Raw genomic sequence first — 14015 nt, forward strand, 5'->3', positions numbered from 1 at the left:
CCACCACTCGGCACCTCGCTTGGGCTCGGTGTTCCCTCACTCCGGCTTGAATCCGTGGGCCGCCGCCACGCGCCATCCATGGCGCGGGGCGGCTAACCCGGCGTCCTGCCGGGTTGCCCACGGCTTCAAGCCTGCGTTCGGCCAGCGTGGTTAACGGGGCGCCCAGGATCAAAAGCCAGAGCCAGAGCTAAAGCGAAAGCAAAAGCCAGATCAAAAGATGGCTGACTTCGTCAGCGTCTGAGGAAGTAGAAGCTACACCGCGCATGCCCTAGCGATCAGGTCGGCTCTAAGGCCGCCTCGCTTTGTTTTTGATTCTGGGCGCCCGTTAACCACGCTGGCCGGAGTCCGATATTGATTTGGGGGGTAAACCGGCAGGACGCCGGTTTAGCCGCACTGGGCCAGGGATGGCCCAGTGCGGCGACCCCCCAAATCAATGTCGGAGTACGGGCATGCCGAGCCTAAGCGAGGCACCAAGTGGTGGGGCAAGAGCCTTTTGCTTACTTTTGGCTGGGCCGGCATTCCGGCTCCCAAAAGTGAGCCGCTGTAAGAGCGGAACCATAGGTGGCCGTTACCGAAGAAATGGATATGTACTCGGTCTAATCCAACACCACGGACGGCCCAGAGACCGCCACGGTAGCAAGCTCCTCCCTCGCCACAGGCCGCTACAAAGTTGTGTAGATACCTATGTCCATCGCGGGCAAGCCGCAAGCGGGCGCCCGCTCCCACAGGTTTTGTGTCGTGCTCAGGTAATCAGAAGAACCCCAACGGGTTGATGTCGTAGCTCACCAGCAGGTTCTTGGTCTGCTGGTAGTGGTCGAGCATCATCTTGTGGTTTTCCCGGCCAACCCCGGACTTCTTGTAGCCACCAAACGCGGCATGAGCCGGGTACAGGTGGTAGCAGTTGGTCCACACGCGCCCGGCCTTGATCGCCCGGCCCATGCGATAGGCGCGGTTGATGTCGCGGGTCCACAGGCCGGCACCGAGGCCGAACTCGCTGTCGTTGGCAATCGCCAGGGCCTCGGCTTCATCCTTGAAGGTGGTGACACCCACCACCGGACCGAAGATTTCTTCCTGGAACACGCGCATCTTGTTGTGGCCCTTGAGCAGGGTCGGCTGGATGTAATAGCCGCTGGACAGGTCACCCTCCAGGCGCTCGGCCGCACCGCCCGTGAGCAGTTCGGCGCCCTCCTCCTGGGCAATCTGCAGGTACGAGAGGATCTTGTCGTATTGCTGCTCGGACGCCTGGGCGCCGACCATGGTCTCGGTGTCCAACGGGTTGCCGCGCTTGATCTTGACGATCTTCTTCATCACCTCGGCCATGAACGGCTCGTAGATCGACTCCTGCACCAGCGCCCGTGACGGGCACGTGCACACTTCGCCCTGGTTGAAGAACGCCAGCACCAGGCCTTCGGCGGCCTTCTCGATGAACGCAGGCTCGGCATTCATGATGTCTTCGAAGAAGATATTCGGCGACTTGCCGCCCAGCTCCACCGTGCTCGGAATGATGTTCTCGGCGGCACAATGCATGATGTGCGCGCCCACCGGAGTCGAGCCGGTGAAGGCGATCTTGGCGATACGCTTGCTGGTGGCCAGGGCTTCACCGGCTTCGCGACCAAAACCCTGGACGATGTTCAGCACGCCAGCAGGCAGCAGGTCGGCGATCAGTTCGGCGAAGACCATGATCGACAGCGGCGTCTGCTCGGCTGGCTTGAGCACGATGCAGTTGCCGGCGGCCAGCGCCGGAGCGAGCTTCCAGGCAGCCATCAGCAGCGGGAAGTTCCACGGGATGATCTGCCCGACCACGCCCAGGGGCTCGTGGAAGTGGTAGGCGGTGGTCAGTTCATTGATTTCGGCAGCACCGCCTTCCTGGGCGCGGATGCACCCGGCGAAGTAACGGAAGTGGTCGGCGGCCAGCGGAACGTCGGCGTTGAGGGTCTCGCGCACAGCCTTGCCGTTGTCCCAGGTCTCGGTGACCGCGAGGATTTCCAGGTTCTGTTCGATGCGATCAGCAATTTTCAACAACACCAGGGAGCGGTCCTGGGCCGAAGTCTTGCCCCAGGCATCGGCCGCGGCGTGGGCGGCATCCAGGGCGCGGTCGATGTCGGCGGCGCAGGAGCGCGGGAACTCGGCGATCACCTCGCCGGTGACCGGCGAGGTGTTGGTGAAGTACTGGCCATTGATCGGGGCGACAAATTCGCCGCCGATGAAATTGCCGTAGCGCGGCTTGAAGGAAACAACAGCGCCTGGGGTACCGGGTTGTGCGTAGATCATGCTGGGCCTCTGTCTTGGTCGATGCCTGTCGGCAAACAGGCGATGCACCGATAGTAGAGAGCCCCGCGAGCCAGACGTATGCGCCGTTGGCAGGGGGGCTCTCATTATTTGGTCGTAGATTTCACACAGATCACTGTAGGAGCGAGCATGCTCGCGATGAATCCGAGAACGCCGTGGGGTGTCAGGCTTCCAGCGTTATCGTTAACGACCATCGCGAGCGAGCTCGCTCCTACAGGTTTGTGGTGGATCAGTGCTTGGCCACCAGCTCCTTCGGCAACTTGAAGGTCCAGAGCATGCCGCCCTGGTTGAAATCCTTGATCCGTTTGGCCACTTCACCGCCCCACAGGGGTACGGCGCCGCCCCAGCCCGAGAGCACCGAGACGTATTGCTCGCCGTCCATTTCCCAGGTCACGGGTGAACCCAGTACCCCGGAACCGGTCTGGAACTCCCAGACTTTTTCCCCGGTCTTGGCGTTGAACGCCTGCAGGAAGCCTTCCGGCGTGCCGGTGAACACCAGGTTGCCCTTGGTGGTCAGCACCCCACCCCACAGCGGCGCGAAGTTCTTGTGGCGCCAGACTTCCTTGCCGGTTTTCGGGTCGATTGCCCGCAGCACGCCAATGTAGTCTTCGTTCAGCGGCTTGATGGTGAAACCGGCACCGAGGAATGCCGCGCCTTTTTTGTAGGCGATGCCTTCGTTCCAGATGTCCATGCCCCACTCGTTGGACGGCACATAGAACAGCCCGGTGTCCTTGTTATAGGCCATCGGCATCCAGTTCTTGGCCCCCAGGAACGCCGGCGCGACAAACACCGAGCTGCCCTTGGCCTCGCTGCCGGGAGCACCCGGACGGCTGGCTTCGTTGTAGATCGGCCGGCCGTCTTTATCCAGGCCGGTGGCCCAGGTGATCTTGTCGACAAACGGGAAGCCGCGGATGAACTTGCCGTTGGTGCGGTCCAGCACGTAGAAGAAGCCGTTGCGGTCGGCGGTGGCGGCCGCCTTGATCTCTTTGCCACCTTCGTTGTAGTTGAACGACACCAGTTCGTTCACCCCGTCATAGTCCCAACCGTCATGGGGCGTGCTCTGGAAATGCCACTTGATGGTGCCGTCGTCCGGGTTGAGGGCCAGGCGCGACGAGGAATAGAGGTTGTCGCCAGGGCGCAGGTGCGAGTTCCACGGAGCCGGGTTACCGGTGCCGAACAGCAGCAGGTTGGTTTCCGGGTCGTAGTAGCCGCCCAACCACGGGGCCGCGCCGCCGGTCTTCCACAGGTCGCCAGGCCAGGTCTTGCCCGCTTCACCACCGGAAATGCCGTTTTCCACGGCCTTGCCGTCCTTGTAGACATAGCCCATGTGCCCTTCGACCGTTGGCCGGCTCCACAACAGATCGCCGTTTTTCGGGTCGTAGGCTTCGATCTTGCCCACCACGCCGAACTCGCCACCGGCGACCCCGGTGATCAGCTTGCCGTTGATCACCAGGGGCGCGGCGCTGATGGAGTAGCCTTCCTTGTGGTCGGCGACTTTCTTGCTCCAGACCACTTTGCCGGTGTCCTTGTTCAAGGCCACCAGCTTGGCGTCGAGGGTGCCGAAGAACACCAGGTCGCCGTACAGCGCCACGCCACGGTTGATCACGTCGCAGCAGGGACGGATGTCATCGGGCAGGCGCGCATCGTATTGCCAGAGTTTCTTGCCGGTGCGCGCGTCCACCGCAAACACCCGCGAGTAGGAGCCGGTCATGTACATCACGCCGTCCTTGATCATCGGCTGCGCTTGCTGGCCACGCTGCTTTTCGCCGCCGAAGGAGAATGCCCAGACGGGCCGCAGATCCTTGACGTTACTGACGTTGAGGGTGTCCAGCGGGCTGTAGCGCTGACCCTGGACGCCCAGACCGTTGGTGACAATCTGCTCCGGGTTTTTCGGATCCTGGAGAATGTCCTGGTCGCTGACGGCGGCCAGGGCCGTGCCGGACAGCAGCATGGCACTGAGCAGTGCACACAGGACGAAGGGTTGGCGACGTGCGGGTTGGGTCATGGCGGCTACCTCTGCGGTTTTTGTTATACCCGGGAAATTTTCCCGGTCTGGTGCAGATTCTTGGGCGCCACCGCCCTGGCAACAATTGCCCGCAGTGTGGAGATTGTTAGTTCCTTGGTAGGGGGTCCGATTCCGATTCCCGTACCACGCGGCCCCGTAGCGCGGTGGCGTGGCGCGGCAGTGCGGTGGCACGGCGTGGTCAGTGGGGTGGTGCGGGGTTACTGGCCATTAGACGCGGCGTCAATCCGCTTCATCTGCTCACGCTCATAGCGCGGGTACAAATGACTGACGCTGCGGATCAATTCATAGCGGCTGAGGTTGATGGCGGCGAAGCGCTCGGGGATGGGGCTGCGGATCATCTCGCCCATGTCACTGCCGTTGGCGGCGCCGTCACGCAGTAACTGGTCGAGCCAGGCCAGGTAGTCACGCATCTGCTCGAACGGTCGTGCATCGTTGGCCACCGGCCCGTGACCGGGCACCACCTGCGTCCAGGGCAAGCCCTGCAGGGTGGCGATGTCGGCCAGCCACACCGACAATCCCGGGCTGTTGGGCGTGGTCAGGGCCCGCTGATAAAACACCAGATCACCGGCAAACAGCACGCCGGTTTTCTGGTCGAGAATAGCCAGATCTGCGCCGGTATGCCCACCCAGGCTCAGCAGTTGCAAATCGTGATTCCCAAAACGGTTCACTCCCGGCGCCAGGGCCTGGGTCGGCAACACCACTTCGGTGCCGCGCATCCAGTCGCCGACCATCCGGTACATATTCTCGGCCATGGCGTCCCCCTGCTGTTGCAGGAGCACGGTGGTGCCGGGCAACGCGCCAATGGGCACGTCGCTGAACGCCTGGTTACCCAGCACGTGGTCAGGGTGATGATGGGTCAACAGCAACTGGATCACCGGCTTGTCGGTGACCGCTGCAATCGCCTTGCGCATCGCTTCGCCGTAGCGTTTGGAAGGCCCGCTGTCGATCACCACCACCCCTTGGGTGGTGACGATGAACGCGGTGTTGACGATGTTGCCGCCATTGGCCTTGGCAAAATTGTCGGTGCTGCCCTCCAGCAGCCAGGTGTCTTCGGCGATCTGCCGCGGGCTGAGCGCATAGTCCAGATCCGCCAGGGCGGGCAGGCTCAGCGACAGGCACAACAACAGCATCCAGCGCATCACGTACTCCTTGGGCTCAGGGCAGGGTTGCGGAAAATTGGTTGCCGCTGTTGTCACGCAGCAGCAGGCGCGTCTGCCCTGCCCCTTCGATATCGAAGGCCAGGCTGGGGTTTTCGCTGACCGCCGGGAACAGCTCCAGGCGGGCCATGAGCCGGTCGTCCTGGTCGCGCAGTTCAGCGTGGTTGAGGAAAAATTCCGGGATCCCGCCCACCATGCCGTTGTCCATCGGATGGGCCACTTGCAGGCGCAAGCGGCTGAAGTGGTCCCGCGGATAACGGCCGCCGAGCACTTCACCGATGTGCTCTTCCCAGCCTGGCTGGGTGCGCACCACGCTCGGCGCCGTGCAGCCGCCACCCGCGGCGTCGATCAGGGTCGAGCCAACGTGCCACAGGCCGTCCCGGGTCTGTACCGCCGCGCGCAGCGGCGTGGCCTGCTCGATACGGATGCGGATCGCCAGCCACGGCAGCACCCCGTCCAGGGGTTCGAAGTCGACGATCTTGGGCAAGGGATTCAACTCGGCCCAGGCGAGGATTCTCACCACCTCGCCCTTGAATGCCCGGGCGTCGATTTCCAGCGGCACCTGGCGCGCGTCCTCGGCGAACGGCGGCGCCAGCAGCTTGACCCGCTCATCGAACACGAACGGCGCATCGCCCAGCATCTGCTTGTGATAGAAGGCCCACATCACCGACGGCACCGGGTCCGGCCCTGGGTCGACCGGCGCGGCCGCCGCCAGCAACGGCAGCCAGCAGGCCAACAGACAACACGCTCGCCAGTTCATCGCAGCTCCTATTGATACATCTCGGGCACGTCGTAGCGCAGGCCGTAATGGCTATAAAGGGCTTGCACCGCACCCTCGCGGATCAACCCTTCCAGCGCCTCTTCGACGGCGTAGGCCAACTGACGGTTGCTCTCGTGCACCGCCATGCCGATTTCCCAGCGTTGTTTACCCATGTTCGGGTAGGCGTTCTCGGCCAGCGCCAGTTGCGGGTCGGCGGCTTGATGCAGTTGCCAGTCGATCTCGCCGCGCATGGCCATGACCGCATCTACTTGACCGGCCTGCATGGCGGCAAACGCCTGGGGCACACCGGGATAGTGGCGGGTGTTTTTCGCCAACATACCGTTGAACACCGAGGTCAGGTAGAACGAGGGCACGCTGTCGACCTCGACCCCGATCGGCTGGTATTCGAACACCGCGACACTGGCCACCTTGTCCAGCCGGCGGCGGTCAAAAGCCACCTGCCACTGTTCGCTCTGGTACGGTCCGAACATCACCACATGGCCGTTTTCCAGTTCGCCCAGCTCGTTGCGTTTCTGTGCAAAGTCGCGGTCGTAGGGCACGCGCATCATCAGGTCGGCCAGTTGCTGGTTGTGCAGCGCACTGGCACGCCAGATGTAATCGCGCAGGTCGTCGTCGAGCTTTTCCCCGGCCGGTGCCCAGATCAGTTGCAGCCGTACACCCAGGGCCTTGGCCAACGCCTGGGCCAGCTCCACATCGACCCCACGGGGTTGCCCGGCTTCCTCGAAGCTGTAGGGAGCAAAGTCCTTGTACACCGCCACCTTCAATTCGCCGGCGGCGATCATTTCGTCATACGTTCGGACCTGGGCCTGCGCCGCCGGGCAACACAGCAGCAGCGCACTGATCAACACCGCGAGCAGGCGCATGGGCTTACTCCTCGACGTGCACGCTGTCCAGGTAGGTGCGCACGGCCCACAGGGCTTCCTGGCTCAGGTAGTCGGCCATCTTCGGCATGTACACCCGACCGTCACGCACCGCGCCGTGGCGCACGCGCTCGACGAACCACTCATCCCCGGCATCGCCTGCGTCGAGCATGCGCAAGTCAGGGGCAATCCCCCCGGACTTGGCTTCCAGGCCATGACAGGCGGCGCAGTTCTGGTTGTAGGCCGATGAGCCGATGGCCACGGCCTTGTCGTGCTCCGGCGAACTGCGGTACGGGTTCACCGCGGCCCAGCCATCGCCATCCAGCGTCACGCCGGCATCCTTGACCGGGGTCAGGCCCTGGGTCTCGACGGCTTGTGGCACCACGTTGCCGTGGGCCCAGGCCGAACCTGCAGAGATAAAGCCGGCCAGCAGTCCGGCCACGAGCAAGGCGTTGCGTTTTGTTGTCATTGTTATGCCCTCAGGATTGCACGCAAAACCTCTTGGCAGAGGCTATGGCAGCCATCTTAGAAAGCCCTTGGCACAAGCCCCATGCTGCTTTGGTGGCCGCGTTCTACTCCCTTGGTAGTAGGGCTTGTGACGCACACCCAATTCATGGCCCGGCCGGGAACTCTTCCCGGCCACAGCGGGACTTTTTCCGTAGGCGCCACCGAGGCGGCGCAGCAACCTGTGCAGGCCAAAACCTCCACTGGGAACTGCAACCATGACAATAAGATCGCTACCCGCCCTTTCCCCCTTGACCCTCGCCGTGCAGGCTTTCCTGCTGGTGGGCAGCCTGTCCCTGAGCGCCACCGGGTACGCTGCCACCGCCCCGAGCAGCGCCAAGGTGAGCTGGGAAGACATTGCCAACGACCACCTGACCACCAAGGACGTGCTGCAATACGGCATGGGCACCAACGCCCAGCGCTGGAGCCCGCTGGCCCAGGTCAACGACCAGAACGTGTTCAAGCTGACCCCTGCCTGGTCCTACTCCTTCGGCGATGAAAAACAGCGCGGCCAGGAGTCCCAGGCCATCGTCAGCGACGGCGTGGTGTACGTCACCGGTTCCTACTCCCGGGTCTTTGCCCTCGACGCCAAGACCGGCAAGCGCCTGTGGACCTATAACCATCGCCTGCCGGACAACATTCGTCCGTGCTGTGACGTGGTCAACCGTGGCGCGGCGATTTTCGGCGACAAGATCTACTTCGGCACCCTCGACGCGCGGCTGATCGCCCTCGACAAGAACACCGGCAAAGTCGTCTGGAACAAGAAATTCGGCGACCACGCCGCCGGCTACACCATGACCGGCGCCCCGGTGCTGATCAAGGACAAGACCAGCGGCAAGGTGCTGCTGATCCACGGCAGCTCCGGTGATGAATTCGGCGTGGTCGGCCAACTGTTCGCCCGCGACCCGGACACCGGCGAAGAAGTCTGGATGCGGCCTTTCGTCGAAGGCCACATGGGCCGCCTGAACGGCAAGGACAGCACCCCCACCGGTGACGTCAAGGCACCATCCTGGCCCGATGATCCCACCACCGAGACCGGCAAGGTCGAGGCCTGGAGCCATGGCGGCGGCGCCCCTTGGCAGAGCGCCAGTTTCGACCCGGAAAGCAACACCATCATCGTCGGTGCGGGCAACCCCGGCCCCTGGAACACCTGGGCGCGTACCTCCAAGGACGGCAACCCCCACGACTACGACAGCCTCTACACCTCAGGCCAGGTCGGGGTCGACCCGAGCACTGGCGAGGTCAAGTGGTTCTACCAGCACACCCCGAACGACGCCTGGGACTTCTCCGGCAACAACGAGCTGGTGCTGTTCGACTACAAGGACAAGGACGGCAAACTGGTCAAGGCCACCGGCCACGCCGACCGCAATGGCTTCTTCTACGTGGTCGACCGCAACAACGGCAAATTGCAGAACGCCTTCCCCTTCGTCGACAACATCACCTGGGCCAGCCACATCGACCTCAAGACCGGGCGGCCGGTGGAGAACGAGGGCCAACGTCCGGCCAAGCCCCTGCCAGGGGAAACCAAGGGCAAGCCGGTGGAAGTCTCGCCGCCGTTCCTCGGCGGCAAGAACTGGAACCCCATGGCCTACAGCCAGGACACCGGGCTGTTCTACATCCCCGGCAACCAGTGGAAAGAGGAATACTGGACCGAAGAGGTCAACTACAAGAAGGGCTCGGCCTACCTGGGCATGGGGTTTCGCATCAAGCGCATGTACGACGATCACGTCGGCACCCTGCGCGCCATGAACCCGACCACCGGCAAAGTGGTCTGGGAACACAAGGAAGCCTTGCCGCTGTGGGCCGGCGTGCTGGCGACCAAGGGCAACCTGGTGTTCACCGGCACCGGCGACGGGTTCTTCAAGGCCTTCGATGCGAAAACCGGCAAGGAGCTGTGGAAGTTCCAGACCGGCAGCGGCATCGTCTCGCCGCCGATCACCTGGGAACAGGATGGCGAGCAGTACATCGGCGTGACCGTTGGTTACGGCGGTGCGGTGCCGTTGTGGGGCGGCGACATGGCCGAACTGACCAAGCCGGTGGCACAGGGTGGCTCGTTCTGGGTGTTCAAGATCCCGAGCTGGGATAACTCGACCGCCAAACGCTGACCCAGTAGGAGCGAGCCCGCTCCGGGCGGCGTTCCGACGAGGGACGGCAACGATGACGCGTTCGTTCTACCTGGATGAACGCGTCAGGCTGGCGGCCGTCGCGAGCACGCCACAAGCGGCCCCCGCGCAGGCAACCAATCCCCACGACCACCCAAGGACCTACTCACCATGAAATACCTGCCCCTGTTACTGTTGCTGAGCATCGCCCAGGCGCACGCCGACGACGCTGACAATGCGCCGCTGATCATCAACGGCTGCACCATCGCGGACCACAGCCAATGCCCCGGCGCCAATCTGCGTGGCGCCAACCTGAGCAACCAGGACTTGCGCAACATGAACCTCAGCGGCGCCGACCTGCGCGATGCCGACCTGCGCCACGCCCGCCTTGACCTGGCCAATCTGGAAAAGGCCCAACTGCAAGGCGCCAACCTGACCCGCGCCAGCCTGCAACAAAGCAACCTGCGCCTGGCCGACTTCACCGGCGCCACGCTGCTGGCGATCCAGGGCTGGGGCCTGTTTGCCCAGGGCGCACAATTCCAGGACGCCAACCTCAGTGGCGCCTACCTGCAATTCGCCCGACTGTCCGGAGCCAAGCTGCACAATGCCAACCTGCGCGCCGCCGACCTGGAAATGACCTGGCTGAGCAAGGCCGACCTGCAAGGCGCCAACCTCAGCGACGCCAACCTGCAGGAAGCCAAGTTCGGCGAGAGCAACCTGGCCCAGGCCAACCTCAGCGGCTCACGCCAGCACTACGGCAATTTCCAGGATGCCAACATGGAGGGCTGTATCGGTTGTCCAACGACCTGGGATAAATGACTGACTTGTTGTCGAGGCTCGATGGTGGCTGAGCGAAAACCGCAGCATCGGATATGCCCCCACAAAGCCAAGATCAAAAGATCAGCTCGCCACCCGCACCACCCCCATATCAATCCCCAGGTGCACCAGTTCGGCATGGGAACTGACCTGCAGCTTGCTCTTGAGCAAGGTCAGGTGATTGGAAACGGTCTTGCTGCTGATGCTCAACTGCTCGGCAATCAGCCGGGCCGGGGTGCCTTTGGCGAGCATCACAAAGATCTCCAGTTCACGCTGGGTCATGCTCTGCAAGCGCGGATCGCTGGCGTCCTGCTGCGGATGGCACGCCAGTTGGGTGGCCAGGGGCTGCTCGATATAGGCGTGACCGGCGAGAATCCGTCGCACCGCCTCGATCAACACCTCAGGCGCCGAGCTTTTAGTCAGGTAGCCCGAGGCTCCGGCGTCCAGGGCCTGGCGCACCAGTGGCAATTCATCGTGCATGCTGAAAAACAGCACCCGCAGTTGCGGCAAGCGCTGGCGTAGACGGCGGGTGGTTTCCAGGCCACTGATGCCCGGCAGGCCGAAATCCATGATCACAAGGTTCGGCAGCGCCTCCTGGACCCGGGTCAACGCCTCCTCGCCGGTGGCCGCTTCGCGCACCTCGATCGCCGGCAACAACGCCCGCAACAGGCTGGCGTAGCCCTGGCGGACCACCGCATGGTCATCGACCAGCAGAATATTCATGACGCCTCCAAAGGTATGCTCAAGGCCAGCGCCCAACCGGCGCCAGGATGACTGATGATGCGCAGTTCGCCGCCCAGGCAACGGGCCCGCTCGAACATTGAATACAGGCCGACACCCGGTTGCTGGGGTTGCTGCGCACCACGACCGTTATCGCGCACCAGCACCCGTAATCGTCCGCCGCAATGGTGCAGGCGCACCCGCACCTGGCTGGCGCCCGCGTGGCGGGCAATGTTGGTCAGGGCCTCTTGCAACAGCCGATAAAGATGGGTCTGGTGCGGTCCGGACAGCAGCGGCAGATCGGCGCTGACCCGCAACCGGCAATCGATGCCCTGCCGGGTCTGCCACTGCTGTACCAGCAAGCCCACGGCCTCGCTCAACGGCAGGTGCTGCAGGACGACCGGATAGAGACCGTGGACCAGGGCGCGAAAGCCCTGCTGCAGGTGTTCGCAGTTGTGCTCCAACTCGCGCACCGTGCGTTCGATGGTCTGGGGCTGGTTCGCCACCAGACGCAGCAGACAGGCCTGGGCGCGTATCCCCGCCAGGTACTGGCCAAGATCGTCGTGCAGGGTCTGGGCCAGATGGGTGCGCTCCTGCTCCTGCACGGCCAACAGGGTGCGGGTCAACCGGGCGTTGTCGGCGTGGGCCTGTTCCAGCGTCTCGGTCATGCGATTGAACTGCCGGGCCAGTTGCCGCGCTTCCGCCAGACCAACGCCGCGCAGGCGGACCTGGAGCTGGCCGGCGCACACTTGCTGCATGGCCCGCAGCAGCTCATCGAGCAGGCCCATGCCACGGCGCACCGCCCAGCGAATACTCAACAGGCTGACGATCAACGCCAGGGCGCACAGGCCGAGCAACTGCTGCACCGAGTCCCAGACTTCATCGAGTTCGTCCCGCGGATCCAGGGCAATCTGCACCCGTCGGCCGTCGCTCAGGTCAAGGAGCCGGGGGCTGTGCAGGCGTTCGGCAAACAGCAGGCGCGCGAGCCAGGCATCCAATCCCGCCTGCACCGGGACCTGGGCCGCCTCCCCCGGCTGCAACCAACGCACCCGTACGTGACGCAGTCCTTCGGTCAGCCGGGGCTGCAGGCTGACCGGGTCGCGGGCGGCGCTTTCGCTCAAGTACTCGACCACCGCCTGCGCCGACTGCAGCTCCCGCTCGACATCCGCCAGCGTCTGGTGCAGCAGCAGTCCCATGCACCCCAAGGTCACCAGGGCAAAAAACCCGCAGACCCACAGGTTGATCCGCCACAGGGCCGACACGCCTAGCGCCCCGGCCAAACAGGCAAAACCCGCGCGGCGACCGGTTGCGGGCCGTGCAGACGGTCGACGCCGATCATGCTCAGGATCAGCAACAACGGCAGGAGCAGCGCCTTGAGAGTTCGCATGGTCGATCGCCTCCACTGAAATGGCCGGTATTGCCCATGCTAAAACCACGCCGCCTTGGCGCAGTTACTACCTTGGTACTGGCTCACTGGTACTTTCTGCATATTTCCCCCTGCTCGTGGGCTTCCTATGCTGGCGCTACCTGGAACGGAGTGCCCTATGCGCCAGCTTGCCCCCTACGCCTTGATCTACCTGCTGGCGATTGCCTGCGCCGCCGGCGTGGCGACCCAAAGCCAGGCCGCGGACCCAGCGTTGCCGGTGCAGATCGGCTACCTGGGCTATCGCCCCGACCCAGGCCCGCTGTTGTCCAACGTGATTGCCGAACCCACTGACGCCGGCCTGCGCGGCGCCGAACTGGCGATCACCGACAGCAACAGCACCGGGCGCTTTCTCAACCAGAGCTATCACCTGCAAAGCGCCAGTGTCGTCACCCCACAAGCCCTGCTGGACGCCGCCAAGGTCCAGCACGAGCAAGGGCTGCGCCTGTTTGTGGTCAACGCCCCGGCGGCCAGCCTGCGCCAACTGAGCGCGGCATTGCCCGACAGCCTGCTGTTCAATGCCGGGAGCCCGGATGACAGCCTGCGCAGCACCGATTGCCTGCCCAACGTGCTGCACAGCCTGCCGAGCCGGGCGATGCTCGCCGATGCCCTGGGGCAGTTCCTGGTGGTACGCAAATGGCAGCGGGCCTTGCTGATTGTCGGCCCGACCGCCGATGACCAGGCCTATGCCGCCGCCCTGCGGCGCGCGGCCAAACGCTTCGGCGTGCAACTGGTGGCAGAAAAGGCCTGGAGCTTCGACAACGACCAGCGTCGCAGCGCCCAGGCCGACATGCCCCTGTTCACCCAGACCGCCGAGTATGACGTGGTGCTGGTGGCCGATGAGCGCGGCGATTTCGGCGAGTACGTGCCCTACCAGACCTGGTACCCACGCCCGGTCGCGGGCACCCAGGGCCTGACCCCGGTGGGCTGGCACAAGACCGTGGAGACCTTCGGCGCCGCACAGTTGCAAAAGCGCTTCGAGGGCCTGGCCGGGCGCTGGATGAACGACCGCGATTTCGCCGCCTGGATGGCCGTGCGCAGCATCGCCAGTGCGGTGAGCAAGCTGCGCAACGCCGACCCCATGGCAATCCGCGAACTGGAACTGAGCGATCAACTGCCACTGGACGGCTTCAAGGGCCGCAAGCTCAGCTATCGCCCCTGGAACGGCCAGTTGCGCCAGCCCATCCCCATCGTGCAGCCCCGGGCGTTGGTCAGCACGTCCCCCCAGGAGGGTTTCCTGCACCCCTTCAACGAAATGGACAGCCTGGGTTACGACAAGCCCGAAGTCAGTTGCCGCTTTCCCTGAAATTGCCCACCCCACAACAACAAGAAGGTAT

Annotated in this window: 12 protein-coding genes; 3 read left to right on the top strand and 9 right to left on the bottom strand. The window is 64.0% G+C overall.

All coding sequences use genetic code 11. The features are described from left to right. Positions 1 to 750 precede the first annotated feature (750 nt). The 6 genes from exaC to pedF form a co-directional block, all read right to left on the bottom strand. The gene (gene exaC, locus Q1W70_RS24580; protein ID WP_166591601.1) at positions 751 to 2271 is read right to left on the bottom strand and encodes an acetaldehyde dehydrogenase ExaC; all 1521 of its coding nucleotides are present in this window, start codon (positions 2269 to 2271) and stop codon (positions 751 to 753) included. A 247-nt stretch (positions 2272 to 2518) separates the two neighbouring features. Next, positions 2519 to 4294 (bottom strand): PQQ-dependent methanol/ethanol family dehydrogenase, encoded by a 1776-nt coding sequence (locus Q1W70_RS24585; protein ID WP_182344607.1) that lies wholly within the window; start codon positions 4292 to 4294, stop codon positions 2519 to 2521. 218 nt (positions 4295 to 4512) lie between these two features. Beyond that, positions 4513 to 5454, bottom strand: coding sequence for a quinoprotein relay system zinc metallohydrolase 1 (locus Q1W70_RS24590; protein WP_166591599.1), 942 nt, complete (start codon positions 5452 to 5454; stop codon positions 4513 to 4515). 16 nt (positions 5455 to 5470) lie between these two features. Then, on the bottom strand, positions 5471 to 6232 hold the full coding sequence (locus Q1W70_RS24595; protein ID WP_166591598.1) for a quinoprotein dehydrogenase-associated SoxYZ-like carrier: 762 nt from the start codon (positions 6230 to 6232) through the stop codon (positions 5471 to 5473). Positions 6233 to 6240: 8 nt separating this feature from the next. Next, positions 6241 to 7116 carry a substrate-binding periplasmic protein gene (locus Q1W70_RS24600; protein WP_166591597.1) on the bottom strand — a complete coding sequence of 292 codons (876 nt, stop codon included), beginning with the start codon at positions 7114 to 7116 and terminating at the stop codon, positions 6241 to 6243. 4 nt (positions 7117 to 7120) lie between these two features. Then, on the bottom strand, positions 7121 to 7582 hold the full coding sequence (gene pedF / locus Q1W70_RS24605; protein WP_166591596.1) for a cytochrome c-550 PedF: 462 nt from the start codon (positions 7580 to 7582) through the stop codon (positions 7121 to 7123). 253 nt (positions 7583 to 7835) lie between these two features. Between pedF and exaA the strand changes: the two genes are divergently transcribed. Together exaA and Q1W70_RS24615 are read left to right on the top strand one after the other, a co-directional pair. Then, positions 7836 to 9722, top strand: a complete 1887-nt coding sequence (gene exaA, locus Q1W70_RS24610) for a quinoprotein ethanol dehydrogenase (protein WP_166591595.1) — start codon at positions 7836 to 7838, stop codon at positions 9720 to 9722. Between the two features lie 168 nt (positions 9723 to 9890). Next, on the top strand, positions 9891 to 10538 hold the full coding sequence (locus tag Q1W70_RS24615) for a pentapeptide repeat-containing protein (protein WP_182344605.1): 648 nt from the start codon (positions 9891 to 9893) through the stop codon (positions 10536 to 10538). 81 nt (positions 10539 to 10619) lie between these two features. Here the strand turns inward: Q1W70_RS24615 and Q1W70_RS24620 are convergent, their stop codons facing one another. The 3 genes from Q1W70_RS24620 to Q1W70_RS24630 are packed head-to-tail and all read right to left on the bottom strand — an operon-like array spanning position 10620 to position 12642. Then, positions 10620 to 11258, bottom strand: coding sequence for a response regulator (locus tag Q1W70_RS24620; RefSeq protein ID WP_166591593.1), 639 nt, complete (start codon positions 11256 to 11258; stop codon positions 10620 to 10622). Next, positions 11255 to 12517 (bottom strand): sensor histidine kinase, encoded by a 1263-nt coding sequence (locus tag Q1W70_RS24625; protein WP_302098222.1) that lies wholly within the window; start codon positions 12515 to 12517, stop codon positions 11255 to 11257. Before Q1W70_RS24625 ends, Q1W70_RS24620 begins: the two co-directional genes overlap by 4 nt. Positions 12518 to 12519: 2 nt before the next feature. Beyond that, positions 12520 to 12642, bottom strand: a complete 123-nt coding sequence (locus Q1W70_RS24630) for a hypothetical protein (protein ID WP_256669893.1) — start codon at positions 12640 to 12642, stop codon at positions 12520 to 12522. A 157-nt stretch (positions 12643 to 12799) separates the two neighbouring features. Between Q1W70_RS24630 and Q1W70_RS24635 the strand changes: the two genes are divergently transcribed. Further along, complete coding sequence (locus Q1W70_RS24635; RefSeq protein ID WP_265537696.1) at positions 12800 to 13984, top strand: ABC transporter substrate-binding protein; 1185 nt, start codon at positions 12800 to 12802, stop codon at positions 13982 to 13984. The last annotated feature ends 31 nt before the right edge of the window (positions 13985 to 14015 follow it).

Origin of the sequence: Pseudomonas kielensis (assembly GCF_030505375.1) — a bacterium.
Taxonomy (GTDB): Bacteria; Pseudomonadota; Gammaproteobacteria; order Pseudomonadales; family Pseudomonadaceae; genus Aquipseudomonas; species Aquipseudomonas kielensis.

Excerpts from the sequence above, each read along its gene's own strand:
- exaC (WP_166591601.1), bottom strand. The coding sequence starts at position 2,271 with ATGATCTACGCACAACCCGGTACCCCAGGCGCTGTTGTTTCCTTCAAG.
- Q1W70_RS24585 (WP_182344607.1), bottom strand. The coding sequence starts at position 4,294 with ATGACCCAACCCGCACGTCGCCAACCCTTCGTCCTGTGTGCACTGCTC.
- Q1W70_RS24590 (WP_166591599.1), bottom strand. The coding sequence starts at position 5,454 with ATGCGCTGGATGCTGTTGTTGTGCCTGTCGCTGAGCCTGCCCGCCCTG.
- Q1W70_RS24595 (WP_166591598.1), bottom strand. The coding sequence starts at position 6,232 with ATGAACTGGCGAGCGTGTTGTCTGTTGGCCTGCTGGCTGCCGTTGCTG.
- Q1W70_RS24600 (WP_166591597.1), bottom strand. The coding sequence starts at position 7,116 with ATGCGCCTGCTCGCGGTGTTGATCAGTGCGCTGCTGCTGTGTTGCCCG.
- pedF (WP_166591596.1), bottom strand. The coding sequence starts at position 7,582 with ATGACAACAAAACGCAACGCCTTGCTCGTGGCCGGACTGCTGGCCGGC.
- exaA (WP_166591595.1), top strand. The coding sequence starts at position 7,836 with ATGACAATAAGATCGCTACCCGCCCTTTCCCCCTTGACCCTCGCCGTG.
- Q1W70_RS24615 (WP_182344605.1), top strand. The coding sequence starts at position 9,891 with ATGAAATACCTGCCCCTGTTACTGTTGCTGAGCATCGCCCAGGCGCAC.
- Q1W70_RS24620 (WP_166591593.1), bottom strand. The coding sequence starts at position 11,258 with ATGAATATTCTGCTGGTCGATGACCATGCGGTGGTCCGCCAGGGCTAC.
- Q1W70_RS24630 (WP_256669893.1), bottom strand. The coding sequence starts at position 12,642 with ATGCGAACTCTCAAGGCGCTGCTCCTGCCGTTGTTGCTGATCCTGAGC.
- Q1W70_RS24635 (WP_265537696.1), top strand. The coding sequence starts at position 12,800 with ATGCGCCAGCTTGCCCCCTACGCCTTGATCTACCTGCTGGCGATTGCC.